The sequence below is a fragment of the Idiomarina sp. HB genome, from assembly GCF_048059115.1.
Classification (GTDB): domain Bacteria; phylum Pseudomonadota; class Gammaproteobacteria; order Enterobacterales; family Alteromonadaceae; genus Idiomarina; species Idiomarina abyssalis.
In genome coordinates, this window is sequence record NZ_JAYLVU010000002.1 from 518239 (window position 1) to 536279 (window position 18041).

Annotated in this window: 20 protein-coding genes; 8 read left to right on the top strand and 12 right to left on the bottom strand. The window is 50.2% G+C overall.

The features are described from left to right. Positions 1-45 precede the first annotated feature (45 nt). From VBY75_RS08270 to VBY75_RS08295, 6 genes are all read right to left on the bottom strand, one after another. Positions 46-1050: a methyltransferase gene (locus VBY75_RS08270; protein WP_416511950.1), complete on the bottom strand. Its 1005-nt coding sequence runs from the start codon at positions 1048-1050 to the stop codon at positions 46-48. Positions 1051-1062: 12 nt separating this feature from the next. Next, positions 1063-2769, bottom strand: a complete 1707-nt coding sequence (locus VBY75_RS08275; RefSeq protein ID WP_416511952.1) for a DUF342 domain-containing protein — start codon at positions 2767-2769, stop codon at positions 1063-1065. 78 nt (positions 2770-2847) lie between these two features. Beyond that, positions 2848-3204: an Hpt domain-containing protein gene (locus VBY75_RS08280; protein WP_416511954.1), complete on the bottom strand. Its 357-nt coding sequence runs from the start codon at positions 3202-3204 to the stop codon at positions 2848-2850. Next, positions 3194-4216: a succinylglutamate desuccinylase/aspartoacylase family protein gene (locus VBY75_RS08285; RefSeq protein ID WP_222236487.1), complete on the bottom strand. Its 1023-nt coding sequence runs from the start codon at positions 4214-4216 to the stop codon at positions 3194-3196. The genes VBY75_RS08280 and VBY75_RS08285 overlap by 11 nt, the downstream gene beginning before the upstream one ends. A gap of 1 nt (position 4217) precedes the next feature. Next, on the bottom strand, positions 4218-5123 hold the full coding sequence (rimK, locus tag VBY75_RS08290) for a 30S ribosomal protein S6--L-glutamate ligase (protein WP_222236488.1): 906 nt from the start codon (positions 5121-5123) through the stop codon (positions 4218-4220). Further along, positions 5120-5542: an ATP-dependent zinc protease gene (locus VBY75_RS08295; protein WP_222236490.1), complete on the bottom strand. Its 423-nt coding sequence runs from the start codon at positions 5540-5542 to the stop codon at positions 5120-5122. Before VBY75_RS08295 ends, rimK begins: the two co-directional genes overlap by 4 nt. Positions 5543-5692: 150 nt before the next feature. On the opposite strand from VBY75_RS08295, the gene VBY75_RS08300 reads away from it, so the two are divergent. Continuing rightward, complete coding sequence (locus VBY75_RS08300; RefSeq protein ID WP_271331878.1) at positions 5693-6427, top strand: EAL domain-containing protein; 735 nt, start codon at positions 5693-5695, stop codon at positions 6425-6427. Here VBY75_RS08300 and VBY75_RS08305 read toward each other — a convergent pair whose 3' ends face one another. Together VBY75_RS08305 and mutH are read right to left on the bottom strand one after the other, a co-directional pair. Then, on the bottom strand, positions 6428-7105 hold the full coding sequence (locus tag VBY75_RS08305; RefSeq protein ID WP_224797882.1) for a DUF2982 domain-containing protein: 678 nt from the start codon (positions 7103-7105) through the stop codon (positions 6428-6430). A 58-nt stretch (positions 7106-7163) separates the two neighbouring features. After that, positions 7164-7838, bottom strand: a complete 675-nt coding sequence (gene mutH / locus VBY75_RS08310) for a DNA mismatch repair endonuclease MutH (protein WP_416511958.1) — start codon at positions 7836-7838, stop codon at positions 7164-7166. Between the two features lie 94 nt (positions 7839-7932). Here mutH and rppH point away from each other — a divergent pair, with 94 nt between their 5' ends. The 4 genes from rppH to lgt are packed head-to-tail and all read left to right on the top strand — an operon-like array spanning position 7933 to position 12327. Then, positions 7933-8445, top strand: coding sequence for an RNA pyrophosphohydrolase (rppH, locus tag VBY75_RS08315; RefSeq protein ID WP_054491160.1), 513 nt, complete (start codon positions 7933-7935; stop codon positions 8443-8445). A 5-nt stretch (positions 8446-8450) separates the two neighbouring features. Next, positions 8451-10721 (top strand): phosphoenolpyruvate--protein phosphotransferase, encoded by a 2271-nt coding sequence (gene ptsP, locus VBY75_RS08320; RefSeq protein ID WP_054491182.1) that lies wholly within the window; start codon positions 8451-8453, stop codon positions 10719-10721. 2 nt (positions 10722-10723) lie between these two features. Then, entirely contained in the window at positions 10724-11515 is a 792-nt protein-coding gene (locus tag VBY75_RS08325) for a sulfite exporter TauE/SafE family protein (protein WP_199493649.1), read from the top strand. Positions 11516-11538: 23 nt separating this feature from the next. Beyond that, complete coding sequence (gene lgt, locus VBY75_RS08330) at positions 11539-12327, top strand: prolipoprotein diacylglyceryl transferase (protein WP_416511961.1); 789 nt, start codon at positions 11539-11541, stop codon at positions 12325-12327. A 215-nt stretch (positions 12328-12542) separates the two neighbouring features. Here lgt and VBY75_RS08335 read toward each other — a convergent pair whose 3' ends face one another. The 3 genes from VBY75_RS08335 to VBY75_RS08345 all read right to left on the bottom strand — a co-directional run bounded on the left by VBY75_RS08335 (position 12543) and on the right by VBY75_RS08345 (position 15059). Then, a complete protein-coding gene (locus VBY75_RS08335; RefSeq protein ID WP_222236497.1) occupies positions 12543-13394 on the bottom strand; it encodes a thymidylate synthase in 852 nt (283 codons plus the stop codon). A gap of 62 nt (positions 13395-13456) precedes the next feature. Further along, on the bottom strand, positions 13457-13735 hold the full coding sequence (locus tag VBY75_RS08340; protein ID WP_287817851.1) for a helix-turn-helix transcriptional regulator: 279 nt from the start codon (positions 13733-13735) through the stop codon (positions 13457-13459). Beyond that, positions 13728-15059, bottom strand: coding sequence for a HipA domain-containing protein (locus tag VBY75_RS08345; RefSeq protein WP_416511964.1), 1332 nt, complete (start codon positions 15057-15059; stop codon positions 13728-13730). The genes VBY75_RS08340 and VBY75_RS08345 overlap by 8 nt, the downstream gene beginning before the upstream one ends. Before the next feature lie 191 nt (positions 15060-15250). Here VBY75_RS08345 and VBY75_RS08350 point away from each other — a divergent pair, with 191 nt between their 5' ends. Genes VBY75_RS08350 through tcdA form a run of 3 tightly spaced genes read left to right on the top strand, consistent with a single transcriptional unit; the run spans position 15251 to position 17464 of the window. Continuing rightward, the gene (locus VBY75_RS08350) at positions 15251-16279 is read left to right on the top strand and encodes a response regulator (RefSeq protein ID WP_416511966.1); all 1029 of its coding nucleotides are present in this window, start codon (positions 15251-15253) and stop codon (positions 16277-16279) included. After that, positions 16276-16695 (top strand): PAS domain-containing protein, encoded by a 420-nt coding sequence (locus VBY75_RS08355; RefSeq protein WP_088768828.1) that lies wholly within the window; start codon positions 16276-16278, stop codon positions 16693-16695. Before VBY75_RS08350 ends, VBY75_RS08355 begins: the two co-directional genes overlap by 4 nt. Further along, complete coding sequence (gene tcdA, locus VBY75_RS08360) at positions 16688-17464, top strand: tRNA cyclic N6-threonylcarbamoyladenosine(37) synthase TcdA (protein ID WP_416511969.1); 777 nt, start codon at positions 16688-16690, stop codon at positions 17462-17464. Before VBY75_RS08355 ends, tcdA begins: the two co-directional genes overlap by 8 nt. A 135-nt stretch (positions 17465-17599) precedes the next feature. Here the strand turns inward: tcdA and VBY75_RS08365 are convergent, their stop codons facing one another. Then, positions 17600-17965, bottom strand: coding sequence for a SufE family protein (locus tag VBY75_RS08365; RefSeq protein ID WP_054491151.1), 366 nt, complete (start codon positions 17963-17965; stop codon positions 17600-17602). Positions 17966-18041: the final 76 nt, after the last annotated feature.

The window sequence follows — 18041 nt, forward strand, 5'->3', positions numbered from 1 at the left end:
AAGCGTTAACAAAAAAGGCATTGGTTAAACAGAAAAATCGGTTATTTATCGATAAGTTGCATGGTAAACGCGGTAGCGACCATCATCGGCAATGGTATCACAGTGCGTAAAAGCCGATTCAATAACCTCGGGCCAGGGCAAGAAGCGGTTTGCCACAATTCTCAAAACGCCTTGTTTATTAAGGTGTTGCTTTGCATCTTTGATAAATTTCCGGGCAATTTCATAATCGGTTTTCTGCCCGGTATGAAACGGCGGATTACTAATAATAAAATCGAACTGTCCGGCGTCTTCTGGTATCCCGTCGGCTAAACGCAACTCCGCATTTATTGCTTCTTTTTCCAACGTCATTCTGCTGGCAGCAATGGCAATAGGACTCACGTCACACGCCATAAGTTCAGTGGTCAGTGGCGAAACTTGCTGAGCAATAACACCGGCTCCGCAGGCAAAGTCCAGGCCCCGGCCCTTGGGCAAATCATTAATATGCTGCAACAGCAGCAGAGTGGCAGGGTCAATATGCTCACGGCTGAAAACACCCGGTAAAGTGACAAAAGACTTCTGCTGGTTATACAGCTCATAAGTCAGAGTTTTAGCATAACTGGCCAAAGGAGCCGGTTCATGTACCTGATGGTTTCTTGCGCTGGCAAACAGTAAACAGTGGTTAGCTGAAGCCAGCTTCTGAGGCGGTTGCAACCAGTCAGGTAACTTTTTCATTAACGGCTGAATGCCGGAGCGTTTTTCACCAGCAAACCAAACAGGGGTATTGGCCGGCAATAGTGCCAGTTGCTCTAATAAGTAATGGTTAAGTTCTTTTTCTTTGGCTACCAGCATTAACACGCCGTCGTAAGCGGTTAAATCGGGTGCCTGTGCCTGACAAAAAGCGTTGTGTCCGGCCGCTTTCCAGGCATCGGCATGGCCGGCATGAAAACACCAGGCCGAACTATTGCTCAGGCCTGCCAGTTCTGCTCCGCCCGGGTGAATCACTAACAACGAACCATAAGTCCAGGGTTGAGAGGATTGCCTCCCAAGCATAGAAAGAATTGCAGATGACATAGTAGTTACCGCTTAGACCAGACTGTCTACTCGTAGTTGTTTGTCCTGAAGTAAGAACATTGTACCATTGCGATGTTCTTTTATGCGCAGGCTTTTTTCTTTAAAAATAAACAAAATGCCGGGGAACACTTCTTTACTGACCATAGTACGCAGTACCGGATGGTTCTCAAACGCTTCCAGTACAGAGTCGATGCTGATGCGGGTAGTAACAATACGCGCTTTGAGCTTACGCAGCTCACCTTTTAATTTGGTCTCGTACTCAAGCTTTTTAGGACCGTCTTCCAAGGTTTTGCAACGGTCCAGCCCCTGTTGTACAACTTTTATTCGTGCCAGAGTTTTAGCCAACACACTGCGCATATTTTTTAAGTGTTCCAGTGACTGTGGGTCAACCGGAGGCAATGACCAGTATATTCGTGTTTTGGTTCCGGCAGGTGCGCCTAACTGGCCACAATAAATGTGATCACAGGTTTCAATGGTGCCGCCTATCAATTTACCGCGGGCGTTGCGACCCTCACCACCAATAGCCAACTGACCTTTGGTTATGACATGACAATGAGTCAGCTGCTTGTCGGTATGTACGCCATTTTGCGAGTCTAAACAGGAATATTGGGCATAGGCGCACCAAATTGAGCCACCCGCTACCAGTTTGGTGGAAACGTCGGGTATCCAGTCATCGGCGTCTTCGTCATGCTCTGCGGTTTCGCCGGAATTCAGCAGGCGACCAATGCAGCCTTTGCGTACTGTTATATTGCCGTCGGCGTAAAGTTCAGCTGAGTCGACATAACCACCTACGGTGATATCACCCGAGCAGGTGACTTTCATGCCTTCGCTGACGTTACCACTAACAATGACGCTGCCTTTAAATTTCACGTGCCCGGTGGAGACATCGACATTATTTAGTTGCATGACATCGTCAACTTGCACGCTGTTATCGTTAAAGCTGGGCATGCCGGTACGGTCGGCAACAATTAAATTGCTGTCGGTTTCACTGACACGGGTACCTTCCCCGGGTTTAAAGTCGCGATCCTCGCCGTCATGGGCCTCTAACTCCTGGCCAAAAACCGTAAAACCTGGTCGGCCTTTGCTGGGAGGGATCTTTTGCAGTAACGGCTGTTCCGGGTCAACAGTAACCTGAGCGCCTAAGTCGCGCATGTCGGCGGTACCGTCTTCGCGAAGCTGTGGTCTGAGTACGCGCTTGCGGGCATCATCTGCCAGCGGCTTAAACTTGGCATTACTGCCGTTTATGGGGTATTTGCCTTTGGCCACGGTTACTGATAATTCCGCACCCGGAGGGGCTTCGTTGGTGTGTTCAACCAAAGCATCAATGGCTTTGCGCTGAATACCGGAAGTTACCTTCTTCTCTTTCAGCTTCGCTATTATTGCTTCCTGAGTTAGCGCCTTACCGCCAAAGCCAACAATACCGCTGGCGGTTACTTTCATGTCATCGTCGCTGACCTGCAAGTTCAGATCGGCGTCAAAAATTTCGGCAATAATAACCTGAAAAGAAATGCTGCTGTTGCTGTCTTTACTGAAGTGCTGGGCATATTTTGTGGCGGTTTGCGCCATCATTTGAGGGTCCAGCAATTTTGCAGCCGAATAGTCAGAAGCCTGCCACGCTTTCTGTAACTGCTCTGCTTTGACTTCTGAAGGACGTGTACCGGCATCAATAATGATGTAAACATCTCTTTCAGAAACCCGGAAACTGACCGGACTGGACATAAGGCGCCTGTTTTTTAATCGCTGTTGTTATTTTTATCGGGCCATTTTAACGAATATTAAGTAACTTTTGTATTAATTTTAATCGGCCAAATTAACGTTGTTGCAATAGTTCTCTATTTGGCCATTAACTAAAGCCAGGTTGGTGTTAACTTGTCTAATCGCTTCTGCGCGTTGTTGTTCATCTTGTTGCTGCCATTTAGCAAAAAGTTGTGCTGCCAATTTGCTTAAAGGTGCGGCGCCTATCGTTGCACTCAAACTTTTTAACGTATGGAGTTGTAAGCGCGCTGCCTCAGAGTCTGTTAGTAGTGTGTTCGCGTCAAGCAGAGGACGGAACTGGTCCAGATAACAGACCAGCACTTCCCGGTATAAACTGTCCTGACCATCGCAATGGCGCAGGCCCTGACTAAAATCAATGTCTGCTAAATTACTGCTCATACGGCTTGTTTTCATACACCTCAGTAAAGGATCCCACACTTTCGGTCGCATCCGACATAGTATCTTTATCAAATTGCGCTACGTTGAATAAGGCTTCGCCTTCATTCGCTACCGGAATATTACTGCAGCCTATGATAATACCGCGCACCGGAGATTCAACCTCATCACCTTCGCCACCGTGAGGGCTTACACTTAACGCTAATACTTGCTGCTTCTGAATGGTTTGACCCAGCTCAACTTTTGGAATGATAAGACCATCCCGCTCTGCCCGAACCCAGGTGGAACGGCGTGCAATAACGGGGGTAACGCGGCGCCCGCGGCGTCGGCCCTTCATTATCTTCAGGTGCTTCATAACGTTCTGTACGCCAATAACACCGGCACTTATCGAGGCTTCATCAAAGCGCAGTGCTTCGCCGGCTTCGTATAAAATCAACGGAATGTTGAGCTCGTTGGCGAAAGACCGTAATGAACCATCGCGCTCTTTCGAGTGGAGAATAACAGGGGTACTAAAAGCCTTTGCCATTGCCAGCGCTTTCTCGTTTTCAACATCAACACGAATTTGTGGCAGGTTGCTGCGGTTAATGGCGCCGGTATGTAAATCCACTATGTGAGTGGACTTTTTTACCAGCTCTTCACTGAATAAATAGGCCATACGACTGCCCATTGCACCGCGCTCTGAGCCCGGAAAGCAACGGTTCAAGTCGCGTCGGTCAGGCAGGTAGCGCGACTGCTGAATAAAGCCAAATAAGTTCACAATAGGCACTACCACCAGCGTACCGCTGAGTTCGCGCGCATCCACGGTGTTGATCAAACGCCGGCAAACTTCAATGCCATTCAGTTCATCGCCGTGAATGGCAGCACTGACCAGTAATACTGGGCCAGGCTTAGTGCCATGAAACACATCAATACGTAGATCCAGCGGCGCGTCGTTGTATAAACGCAGCGCCGGCAGCGTAATGTGCTGATGCGAACCGGGCTCTACACATTGACCGCCAATTTCAAAACGCTTCATTCTAGCCGCGCCCTTTGGTACGGGTTTTATGGGCTTTGGCATTTTTCTCAAGGAAGCTGATAATTTGCCCGGCAACGTCTTTATCCGTTGCTTGCTCTATGCCTTCAAGGCCGGGTGACGAATTCACTTCCATGACTAATGGCCCGTGGTTCGAGCGCAGGATATCCACACCAGCCACATTCAGACCCATAGTCTTAGCTGCTTTAACGGCCGTTGCCCGCTCTGCGGGTGTCAGTTTTACCAGCGAAGCACTGCCGCCGCGGTGCAGGTTAGAACGAAACTCACCAGCTTTCGCCTGGCGCTTCATAGCCGCAATAACTTTGTCACCAATAACCAGACAGCGAATGTCAGCCCCACCGGCTTCTTTAATGTACTCCTGCACCATAAAGTTCGACTTCAGGCCCATGAAAGCTTCAATCACGCTTTCCGCAGCCTGACGAGTTTCAGCCAAAACAACGCCAATACCCTGAGTGCCTTCCAGCAACTTGATAACCAGCGGCGCACCGCCGACCATGTCAATTAAGTCCGGAATGTCCTGCGGCTGACTGGCAAAGCCTGTGGTTGGAAGGCCAATACCTTTGCGCGATAAAAGCTGCAGCGAGCGCAATTTGTCGCGGCTACGGGAAATGGCGACAGACTCATTTAATGGGTAACTGCCAATCATCTCAAACTGGCGCAGCACTGCTGTGCCGTAAAAAGTAACAGACGCGCCAATACGGGGGATCACGCAGTCATAAACGGGCAGTTCTTTACCGTGTTTGTGAATCGACGACTCGCGTGCGTTGATGTCCATGTAACACCGCAATGGGTTAAGTACGTCAACCTCATGGCCACGCTGTTCAGCGGCTTCCACCAAACGGCGTGTTGAATAAAGCGCTGAGTTACGCGACAAAATCGCAATTCTCATGGTTGTTCTCCTAATAAGTGAGAGGCCTGTGGGTCGACGATGAAATGTCCACGCATGGCTTGTCGGCCTAATAACATCCGAAATTTCATAGTGTCTCTGTTAGTTAACGTCAGTTCCACCAGCTCGTCAAATGTACCCAGTTGTAAACGTGTTCGGATCACATACCGGGTCTCGGTGTGACCGCCGGAATCGGTCACTTCACGTTTATCAAATACCGGTGCTTCGCAAATTTGCTCGCGCAGTGAACCTTGCTCCGGGTGCATATAAATGCGCAGCCACTCTTTATTGTCACGCTCAAATGGCTCTAATTTAAATGCATGCAAACACGAAGTTTTCGCGCCAGTATCAACTTTCATATGAATTGGGTTAATATGGAGCTCAGGAAGTACGCCCCACTCTTGCCAGCCAATTGTTGTCATTGTGCTACCTTGTAATAACTGTTGAATGCTTAATACAGTATTCTGATAAAAACGCAATTTTTATTGATCGATAGTCCCAGTTTTTACGTTTTTTCTCAAACCTGATACTTTAGTCCGGTATGAGCTATACAACTTCTTTGAGGATAGTCTATGTCTGCTTGCCCAACCTGTAACTGCCGCAAACCTCTTGGGTTTGGCATTAAAATGGCGTTTCAGCCAATTGTAGACATCTCCAGTAAAACGGTGTTCGCTTACGAGGCTTTGGTACGTGGCGAAAATGGTGAAGGCGCAGGCCGCATACTGGGGCAAGTGACTGAAGACAATAAATACACTTTTGACCAAAGTTGTCGGGTGAAAGCTATTGAAACGGCTTCGCGCATTAAATTGCCGGGTAATTTAAGCATTAACTTTATGCCCAATGCCATTTACGAGCCCGAAACCTGTCTGGCAAAAACCCTGGAAACGGCGACGAGAACCAACTTTGATCGTAATAACATCATTTTTGAGGTCACTGAGCAGGAGCAAGTAGTCAGCCAGCAGTTTTTAGTTGAAGTATTTGAAGCTTACCGCAAAGAAGGTTTCAAGACAGCCATTGACGACTTTGGTGCCGGTTATGCCGGACTGAATTTGTTAGCCGACTTTCAGCCCGACATTCTGAAAATTGACATGAAACTGATTCGTGATATTTGCCAGAATAAAGTCAAACAAACCCTGGTTCGCTCTATTCAACAAATTGGTGAAGAGCTTGGCATTCAGCTTATTGCCGAGGGCATTGAAACCGACGACGAATACAAATACCTGCGCGACAACGGCATTACTTTAATGCAGGGGTATTACTTTCAAAAGCCTATGCTGGAAGCTATTCAGGACGTTAATTTCCCGTAATTACGCATCCGTATCACCGTTTCGGCTCGCCTGTAACTTCTGCAAATGCGCTTTAAAGTCGTAAATGTCGCGGTCCAGCGCCGCAGAGCTTACGTATAAGTCGTAGCCAAGCAGCTCCCGCATTTGTTCCATGCGTTTACCAAATACGCCAATAAGCCCTTTGTAAACCTTGCCGCCGGGGCTTATGTAGCTGTCCGGAATATCGAAGTAAGGCGTGTAGTCTTCCCGGTCCGGAGCCTGGTGCCGCAGCGCCATGGTCAGTAACTGGCGTTGTTCAAACAGCAGGGCAGAGGCTAAGCGGGGTGAAATGTCGTCCAGAACTTCCTCTACGTGGTAAAGCCGAAAGCCAATAAATGGCGCGTCTTCTAGCTCCATAACCCGGTTCACCCTTGGTACGTCATAGCGAATAATGTTTTCCCAGCGGATCTCCCACTGGCCACGGCGGTGCAAATAGCGAATGCCCTCGGGGGTTATGACCAACGACACCGGCGGTTCTATCAATTTGCCGATGCCCAGCAGCATCAGAATGCCGGACGCCGCTCCCAATACCACCGATAAACCAACCGGAATGTCGTTGCGGATCAGATGTAAAAATACCAGCAAGGCAAAGAGTAAAAGCGCTAAGCCACAAAAAGTCAGGGCGTTGCGTCGGGCCTGAGGGCTGACATCAAATTGCATAGTTCCTCCTAAGCTGACGATCATCTCACCTGACATCAATGTCAGGCTACGTCATTGTTTATGCAAACATCCGCTGCAATATTCTGCGGGTGAACTCTTTTTTCAAATAAAAACCCCGGGGGCGTACTTCAATGATAGTCCCCTCCGGGCCAATAGCCTCGGTCAGCGCTGAACCGTCTGCCGCTTTAGGGCGAATTTGCATGGCTTCACCCTGGCGCGCGGTAATACTCTCAACCTGTCCCAGCGCAATACGGTCCATGTGCTCTTCCCAGTCGTTGCGCAGCAGGGCTTCTTCCCCGGCGCTGGGTATCCATAAAAAAGCACTGCCCACCACGCGTTCCGCCAAAGGAACCTCCCGGCGGCCATCAATGGGCAGCCACAACACCTGTTGTAATTTATTTCGTACGTTAGAAGTGGCCCATTGGACGCCCTGAATATTCACCAGCGGAGCCGTGCATACAAAGGTAGTTTCTAAAGGCTCACCTTCGGGGGTTACCGGCAGGGTTTTGAGCTCCACACCAAGTTCGGGGAAGTCCTGTGTCGGCTTAGAGCCCGCAGTAGCACCCAGTTGCAGCTCTAACAGTTGCCCAACCCAGCCTTTGTCGCGGCGCAAATCTTTAGGTACCTGTAACCCGGTTTCTGCAGCCAGTTCAGCAAAAGAACGGCCGGCTAAAGCGGCGGCGCGCTGGAACAGTTCGTCGATAGATTGAGGGCGTTGTGGCTTGTGGGTCATGACTTAATTCTTCGTAAATAGTGAATCAGCATTTGCCCGCAACCGGGCTTTATGGAAGAATCCACTGTAACAGAGAATAATTGAGGATGCTCGCGTGATAGATGCAGAAGGATTCCGGGCAAACGTAGGAATCGTCATCTGTAACGGGCATGGGCAGGTATTTTGGGCTCGTCGAATCAACCAGCAGAGCTGGCAGTTTCCGCAAGGCGGAATTCATGAAGGCGAGACCCCTGAGCAGGCAATGTACCGCGAACTCTATGAAGAGGTCGGGTTAAAGCCGGAGCAGGTTGAAATTCTGTACACCAGCCGTCAATGGTTGCGTTATCGCTTACCAAAGCGCTTGATTCGACGTGAACAACGGCCCATGTGTGTTGGACAAAAGCAAAAGTGGTTTTTGTTACGACTAAAATGTCGTGAAGAAGACGTAGATGTTTTACATTCAGGTCATCCTGAATTTGATGGCTGGCGCTGGGTCAGTTATTGGTATCCGGTGCGGCAGGTCGTATCCTTCAAGCGCGATGTTTATCGTCGGGTGATGAAAGAGTTTGCCTCACACGCTATGCCATTTCGTGCTTCGGGAGGGCGTCAGCACAGGCGCAAACGATAAACATGATGCTGGTCACACTGCAAAGGATAGTAGAGGGCGTAAACAAAGCACCTGATTTCAGCATGGCGTTAAACACCATGGTGGGGCAGGTGCGCGAAGCCTTAGAAACCGACAGTTGCAGTGTGTTTTTGGCCGACAACGACCAAAAGCAGTTTGTTATGGCCGCCAGCGACGGTCTGCGCGCTGAAGACGGCAAGCCTGTTCGGGTCGACTTTGGTGAAGGTATCATCAGTTTAGCGGCGCAACGGGAAGAGCCCCTGAACATTGCCGATGCCAGCAATCATCCCGCCAACAAAAAACTCAGCGACACCAACGAAAGCATTTACCGGGGCTTGTTAGCCGCGCCCATTATCCACCGCCGTAAAGTGCTGGGTATTGTTGTGGTTCATCAAAGTGTGGCCCGCAGCTTCAGCCGCGAAGAAGAAGCTTTCATTGTTACCCTGGCGGCTCAGCTGGCCGCAGTTATCGCCCACGCCGACGCCAAAGGTTTACTGGTCAGTGAACACTCACCCTGGATACACAGTCTGCGTGGTCTGCCCGGCTCAGCAGGTGTTGCTGTGGGCGAGGCTTATGTCTCACGACCCGAAGCAAGGCTAGACGAAGTAACGCCGCGTCGTTCGGACAAACCCATTCATGAAATTCGTAAGTTTCGCCAGGCCGTAGCCCGTACCCGTGCCGACTTAAAAGAATTGTCCATGCGTATGGCCGGGCAAGTGCCGGACGACACCCTGGCCATATTCGATGTGTATCAGGGCATGTTAGACGCCGCCAGTATGGGCGACGCCGTTGAAAACATGATCAAAGAAGGCTGGCGCGCGCAAACCGCATTAAAATACGTGGTTGAACAGTTTGTGGCGCAGTTCGAGGCGTTAGAAGACTCTTACCTGCAGGAGCGCGCAACCGACGTACGCGACATAGGCCAACGGGTGCTGATGCACCTGCAAAACCGACAACGCAGACGTAAACCCCTGCCGGACAGTTTCATTTTGGTGGCGGACGAAGTCACGGCGTCCATGTTGGCGGAGCTGCCACGCGAGCAAATTGCCGGCATTATTTCGTTAAACGGTTCCAGTAACTCGCACGCCGCTATTATGGCGCGTAGCATGAACATTCCTGCAGTGCTGGGCGTTGATGACATAGAGCTGCACTTTTTCTCCGACAAACTGCTGGCGGTAGACGGCTACACCGGTGAAATTTATATTGATCCACCAGCGCAAGTTTTAGCCGAGTTCCATCAGCTGGCGGAAGAAGAACAAGAGTTGCGCGACATTGTTGCCGAGCACAGTCACTTACCGGCGGAAACTCAGGACGGCCAGCGCATTAGTCTGCACCTGAACCTGGGGCTGGACGTTACCCACGACTACTTAAAAACGCTGAATATAGACGGTGTAGGCCTGTATCGCTCTGAGATACCGTTCATGATGCGAGACCAGCTGCCCACCGAGGACGAGCAAACCGAAATGTATCAGGAAGTGCTGGAGCAGTTTCCTGACCAGCCGGTGGTTATGCGCACATTGGATGTGGGCGGCGACAAGCCGTTGCCTTACTTTCCGCTAAAAGAGGATAACCCTTTTCTGGGCTGGCGTGGCATACGGTTAACGCTGGACCATCCGGAAATTTTCCTGATTCAAATTCGTGCCATGCTGCGCGCCAGTATCGGCAAAAGCAATTTGCGCATATTACTGCCCATGATAACCAGTACCAGCGAAGTGGACGAAGCCTCACGGCTTATCAAGCAGGCGTATTTTGAAGTGGCCGAGGAGCAAGGCTGCGAAGTGGGCGTCAATCTGTTCCAACCGCAGTTGGGCGTCATGATAGAAGTGCCGGCGGCTATTTATCAGTTACCGGCCATGGCCAGTAAAGTCGACTTTTTCTCAGTAGGCAGCAACGACTTAACCCAGTACTTGCTGGCAGTGGATAGAAACAACCGTCGGGTTGCTAACCTTTATGACGCGTATCATCCGGCGGTATTAGCCAGCCTGGATGAAATAGCCCGGCGCTGCGAAGAAATTGGCAAGCCCGTAAGTGTCTGCGGCGAACTGGCCGGTGACCCGGGGGGGGCGCTACTGCTGGTTGCTATGGGCTACCGGCAGCTCAGTATGAACAGTTACAACGTGGATCGGGTACGCTGGATCTTGCGCAATGTGCGCTCCAGCACGCTGAATGTCATGCTGGCAAAAGCATTACAGGCGCGTAATCCGGACCAAATTCGTAAAATGATAGCCGACAAGATGGAAAGCATCGGACTTGGCGGCTTTGTCAGGGCGGGTAAATAACTATGCTACTGACGACCTGGCTCTGGTGTATTGGCGGTGGCGCAGTCGCTGGCTTGTTAGCCGGTATGCTCGGCATTGGTGGCGGTTTAATCATTGTGCCACTGCTTATTTACTTGCTGCCGCTTATTGGTGTACCGCCCGAGCTTGTTGTGCCCAGCGCCATTGCTACCAGTCTGGCAACCATTTGTATGACAACTGCCAGTGCTTCCCGCGCTCATGCAAAGCACGGGTTAATGGAAAACTTCTGGCTTATTCGGGTGCTTCCGGGGTTATCTTTAGGCGCTATGACCGGCGCGTTTTTGGTGACCATTATTGACCCCGACTGGTTAAAGCGCATTTTCTCCATTGTATTAATTGCGCTGGCCATTCGTATGCTGTTTCCGCAGAAAACCGGCGAGCCATTAACCTCGGTATCTAAGCGTTTAGTGGCTTTAGGCAGTTACATTATTGGTACCATTTCTGGCTTGGTGGGTATTGGTGGCGGCGCGCTTACCGTGCCCTTTTTAAGCCGTATGCGGCTACCGGTACGCCAGGCTATTGCCATTTCATCGCTGGGCAGTTTTATCATAGGCTGCAGCTCGGTGGTTATGTTTATTTTAAACGGCTGGTTGTCAGGCCGTGAAACCGGTGCCTTTGGGTTAATCAACATACCGGCCTGGGTAGGCATTTCCGTAGCCTCGGTGTTATTCGCTCCGCTGGGTGCTAAACTGGCGCACAAATTACCGGTAAAACAGCTGCAGCGCGTATTTGCAGCCTTTCTTATTCTGGTTGCCATACAACTTATTTTTAATTAACCATAAAGCAGGGAGTACACGCAGTGCCGTCAAATGACTATTGGCAGTTTCCCGCCATTGATCCTGTTATTTTCAGTATTGGGTTTATCGACATTCGCTGGTACGGCCTGGCGTACTTAGCCGCTTTTGCCTTTGCCTATTTCTGGGGCATGCGTCAAACCGAAAAAGACCCAAACTGGAGCAAAGAACAATTCAGTGACTTGCTGTTCTGGGGCTTTATTGGCGTTATTGTGGGCGGCCGTGTCGGTTATACATTCTTTTATCAGTTCGAACGCTTTGTTGATAACCCATTGTACCTGTTTTACATACACGAAGGCGGCATGTCCTTCCACGGCGGTTTACTGGGTGTTATTGCCGCTATGTACCTTTATGCCCGCAAAAAACAACGTTCGTTCCTGCAGGTGGGCGACTTTGTCGCTCCATTAGTGCCTATGGGGCTGTTCTTCGGACGCATTGGTAACTTTATTAACGGCGAGCTCTGGGGCCGTGCCGCCGAAGTGCCGTGGGCAATGTACTTCCCCAGCGGCGGTCCGGTACCGCGGCATCCGTCGCAGTTATACGAAGCCTTGTTAGAAGGGTTGCTGTTGTTTGCCGTTATTATCTGGTTTCAGCGCAAACCGCGCGGCGTTGGTGCAGTAAGTGGCTTATTCCTGCTAGGCTACGGAGTTGCACGTTTTATTGTCGAATTCTTCCGCGAACCCGACGCTCACTTAGGCCTGCTGTCTCTGGGTATGTCTATGGGCCAATGGCTGACCCTGCCAATGATCATTCTGGGTATCATTCTGATGGCTCGTGCCAAGCCCCGCGCTTAAAACGGGGCTTGGGGACACGGCTGTTGGGTCAGATGTTTCGCTTGAGCGTTAAGGGGCGCTATGCCAGAGACGCTGCAAGTTCATCCATGAACGCTTGACGAAGGCCATCCATGGCCTTCGACACTCTGACATAGCGCCCCTCAACACTCATAACGCTTACATGCGCCCCAACAGCCGTTTATCAGCCCCAGCTCTGTTCTAATCTCTTAATTGGGTTATACCGCAAATGGGTACTTTATTGGTTCGTGGCACTGATAGCCACTGACGGTGAAGTCGTCTTTGCTGACCCAGGTTTCAATATCTTCAAGAGACTTAATTTCAGGGTTAATGTGTAACTGAGGCGACGGAAAAGGCTCGCGCTTAAGCTGAACGTCGCGCATGAGTTCCAACTGGTTTTCATAAATGTGAGCGTTCACTATCTTGTGATACGCCTTGCCCGGCTTGTGCCCGGTAATCTGTGCCACCAAAGCCAGCAGAACAAAGCACTGAATTTGGTTAAAGTTAAGCCCCAGCGGTACATCGCAACTGCGTTGGTATGAGGTTAGGTAAAGCGTGTCGCCTAACAGCGAAAAGTTGTGGGTATGCATGCACGGGCGCAAACAACCCAATTCAAATTCGCCGGGGTTATAGAAGGTCACTATTTCACCGCGGTCATCAATGCCTTTTGACAGGTTATTAACTACTTTTTTCAACTGATCTAAGTGGCTGCCGTCCGGTTTTTGCCATGAACGTCCCTGTACTCCGTAAACGCGACCCATGTCATCTTCGCCTTGGCGGTTAGGGTTATTCAGCCATGCCTGGTTTTCATTGGCATTGGCGTCCCAGGTTTTGCAGCCAATATCGCGAAACTGAGCCGCGCTGTCGTAGCCACGCAAATAGCCCAAAAGCTCAGCAATAGCTGACTTGTAATAGCTCTTTCGGGTGGTAATGAGTGGGAATTGGTTGTTGGCAACGTCGTACTCTAAGTCGGCGTTTATAACCGTTAGGCAGTTAATGCCTGTACGTTCGTTTTTAACCCAAACACCTTCGTCGACAATGCGTTGGCACAGCTCTAAGTATTGTTTCATTTTTTATATAAAATTGTGTTGTGCGTAATGTTTTATATCGTACCTGATGCAATGGCATCAGGCTACAGCTTATGGTTAACAGCCTTGGCACTGAGCCGAAGTCCGGCGGGAGCAAGCAGTTTTTCAACGATAGATAAACGCGGATCGGTCTTGCCTTTTTCAATGTCGCGCAATGTTCTATCGGCCACCCCAAGAAATTTTGCGTAATGAGCCTGATTCATCCCATATAATTCCGTTCTGATTCTCTTAATTGCAGCTCCGAGAGAGATATCGCCACTAGCCAATGCCTCTTCTATATCTTTTATTATCGCTCTGCGCTCTTCTATTGATAAATTATCCATTGTGTACACCGAAATTTGCTAATTTACTTTCAAGGTTGTTAAAACCAATGGCAGGGAACTCCAGTATTTCGCGAGGACAACCATGCTGCTCTAATAAAACAGGAACACCAATTAACTTTTCCGCTAAGCTGTTCAGGAACGCCATCAACTCATCAGGTTTGCAATACTCTGTAAGCTCTTTAACCACGTTATCAAAGCGAACTATGCCGCCTTCTTCACAATCTTTTCCCCACTTAAATAAACGGGTTACCATTTCAGGGTCGGCTTTCATCGGCGCAAAGTCGTAAATAGGGGCAAATTGAATATCACCCTCTAATTTTAAAAATGAGATATTACGCCCGTGGTTGTCTGAATTTCCGAAAGCTAAATTCAATAAATCTCTTGCCAGATACTGTTTAGCAAACTCCTGGCTCGACATCTGGGTGGTGGTTTTTATCTTATTCCAGATGTTCTCCATGACAAAAAAGTGATCCTGGTAACTGCCGGGTCCCGCATTAATCATCGAATAGATACTTTCAACGCCAACCCTGGTTGCTATTGAGTTGTCAACTTGAACGTCAAACCGTGGAAGCCAAAGGCTTACTTGAGATTCATGCTCCAGCGTCATCATGCCAGACACATTAATTGTCTCAATGCTGGTACCTTCCAGTATCTTGCTCAGCACCTGATAAAAGACACCTTCCGCGCGGAGAATATTATTGTCTCTGGCAGAGCGAGTATTCCGGGCAAACTTGGTCAGGTAGGGTGTTGCAGAAAGCCGTTTACCGGCAAAGTCACCATCAATATAAACCTCATTATTTTCAACCATAAGCAGCAGTTTGGGAGCAACACCACCGGCCCCCGTAGCACCGCCTACTGCAGTCCCCTGTTCATTTGCGTACTCCAGAAAACCGTGTTGTAACTGTGCAACATCATTAATGGAAAAGCGCTGCGTGTTATGAGCGTTCAGTTGCGAAGTGGCTTCTTTAATACGCAGGTTACCAATGGGGGACATACAGGCGTGGGTCAGTAACGCATAATTCTGCTCAAACTCGCTACGTCTACTGACATTGAGGTAATTAAGCCACCAGTCCCGAGACTTCCCTACCGGCAGCAAATCGTCAAGTAATGCAGGCCAGCTTTCGTAATCGATCGGTGTCATCGTGACGGGGGCGTTAACACTACAAGCCCAGCAGTCTGTCATGCCGTAGCTGCGCACGTCCTTAATGTATTGTGGAAGATAAGCTAAAGTAACACCACTTGCCATCTGTTCACCGGCAAAGCTGATGTTGGCAGTGTCCCACCATTTTCCTTCGTTAAATAGTTGAAGTGTTACGTTTTTCATTAATATCCGGCAGTTTGTTGCTGTAATTTGGTAAGAATAGCTTATAAATCGGAATCAATCTACCGTAATTTTATTGTTTATCGATCTTTTTCGGAATCAAACTGCTGTAGTCTGAGGTTCACATACATGGCGTCAGACTGCACCATAGGTTAAACTAGGGGCATGTTTTTAAAGGCCGGGAATTTCAATCTATGACGCTAAAAGTCACCCTGTGCGATGACTCGAAAATGGCGCGGAAACAGCTATTGCGCACGCTGCCGGATGACTGGGACGCTGAGGTGCACCAGGCAGAGCAAGGTGAGCAAGCGCTTACTTGTGTGCGTGAAGGGCGTGCTGAAATCCTGTTTCTGGATTTGAATATGCCGGTAAAAGACGGCTACGAAACTCTGCAGGCCATCAAAGACGAGCAGTTAGAAACTCTGGTTATTGTGGTGTCGGGTGACATACAGCCTGAGGCGCAAAAGCGCGTGCAGTCATTAGGTGCCATGGCCTTTGTGAAAAAGCCGATGAAAGCCGAAGACGTGCAAACCCTGTTGCAGCAGTTCGGCCTTTACCAGCCGGCCGGTGGTCAGCTTAAAGTTGCCGACCAACAAACTCAGGCGCCGTCTAACCCGCTCGATGTATACCGCGAGGTTTCAAACGTTGCCATGGGTCAGGCGGGCGATCACTTAGCCCGGGTGCTGGACACCTTTATTGAACTACCGGTGCCTAACGTTAACTTCATTGCGCCTTCAGAACTGCACATGGCCATAGAGTCCATCGACGCCAAACAGCAAGTGGCGGCGGTGAGTCAGGGGTTTTCCGGCAGCGGTATTTTAGGTGAGGCCCTAACGCTCTTTAATGAGGCGGCTATTGACGACATTGGTAAGCTGTTAGGTGCAAAACTGGGCGAAAGCGGCTCGGTGAAGCAGCAACGCATTGAGTCGTTAATGGACGTGGCGTCTATTTTATCCTCTGCCTGTTTGAACGGTTTGGGTCAGCAGTTGCACGTGGAGTTTGCGGCGTCGCAGCCGGTATTACTCGGTGAGAACCAGCCCATGCAAGAATTACTGAAGCATGGTGAAAAACGCTGGCAGAAAATTCTGGCCATAGAAATTGGCTATCAGTTGCCGGAACATAAGCTGGCGTTTGACCTTTTACTGCTGTTCCCGGCGGACGCTGTGAAAATTCTCGACCAGCAGCTGGCGCATTGGCTGCAAAGCGAAGAGGATGACCAATGATAGACGATATGGACGAGCTGCACAGCAAGCTGAGCATTCTGGGCGCCATTGATGTGGGCATTGTGGTGGTCGATAACGACAACAACATCCAGATGTGGAATGAGTTTATGCAGAACCACAGCGGTCTGCGGCCCAGCGAAGTGCGCGACAAGAATTTATTCCGCTGTTGTCCGGGGATCGACCAAGCCTGGTTCCAGCGTAAAATAGACCGCGTGCGGCAATTAAACTCGCGGGTGTTTATTACCTGGCAGCAACGTCCTTACGTGTTTCGTTTTCGCCATAGCCGGCCCATAAGTGGGCAGAGCGAATGGATGTATCAAAACGTGACCCTAATTCCGCTTAAGAACCCGCGTGGTGAAGTTCATCAGGTGGGCATTATTATCTACGATGTGAGTGAACAACCCAGTCATGAGTGAAGTCCCCGATCCGCGTTTTGGTGGTGTGAGCCGTGTTTACGGACAACAAACGCTTAACCATTTTCAGCAGTTACACATAGTGATCGCCGGGCTTGGCGGCGTTGGCTCCTGGGCGGTGGAAGCACTGGCGCGCACCGGCATTGGCAAGCTCACACTCATTGACTTAGACGATGTCTGTACCACCAATATCAACCGTCAGTTACCGGCTACCGATGACACCATTGGCCAGCTCAAAACTGAGGTGCTGGCTCAACGGGTGAAAAGCATTAACCCAAACTGCGAAGTTAAGGTTATTGATGACTTTTTATTGCCCGAGAACTTCGAAGAGTATTTAACCGGCGCCGATGCGGTGCTGGACGCCATAGATAGTGTGAACACCAAGGCTGCGCTAGTGGCCTGGTGTAAACGGCGCAAGCTACGCCTGGTGGTGTGCGGCGGTGCTGGTGGGCAAATAGACCCGGGCATGATCCGCGTCGGTGACTTAGCCAAAGCCAAGCAGGACCCGCTACTGGCGAAAGTCCGCTCACAACTGCGTCGCGACTACGGCTTTTCCAAGAACCCCAAGCGTAAATGGGGCGTCGACTGCGTGTATTCTGAAGAGCAATTGCGCTACCCGGTTATTTCCGGTGAGCTGGAAGGTGAAGTCACACTTCAAAAACCAGGCTCCGGCTCCATGCGCATGGACTGCAGCTCCGGCTTTGGCGCCGCCATGGTTGTTACCTGTAGCTTTGCAATGCAAGCCACCGCTGTTTTGCTGAAAAAAGTGTAGTTTGGCGATTAGCGCGCCCGATGGTTATGGGAACTACTGCGGAGGTGTGCAGCGCCAAGGATGGCGCTGCCCAAGCCCTACAGGGATGTATTCACGGGCGTCCTCCGCAGTAGCTCCTATAACCTCAGCGCTCACTCACGCCTCAATAACCCTTAGCTTCAGGGTTTTGGCGACCTGATACAGGCCGTTGCTGCGCGAGGGGCTTAGGGCGTTGTCCAGGCCTTCGGCGCGGTAAAAGGCGTCAATGTCAAAGGCAGCTATTTCCGCTACTGAGCAGCCGTCCAGCCGTTGTTGCAGTAGTGCCAGTAGCCCGCGCACAATGCGAGACTCAGAATCAAAGCGAATCACTACCGCCTCCACGTCAGAAGTATCCAGCCACAGCCACACCTTTGCCTCGCAGCCACCCACCAGATGATCGTCATCACGACATTCTGCCGGATATTCTGGTAGACTTTTGGCTTGTTGAACTAAGTGACGAAAAAGCTGTTCCCAGCTGGTCATGTAAACTCTCCCTTACGGCAATAGAGTTTTATTCTCCCATAACTTGTGAGATCGACGCCAGTCTAGGATAATGACA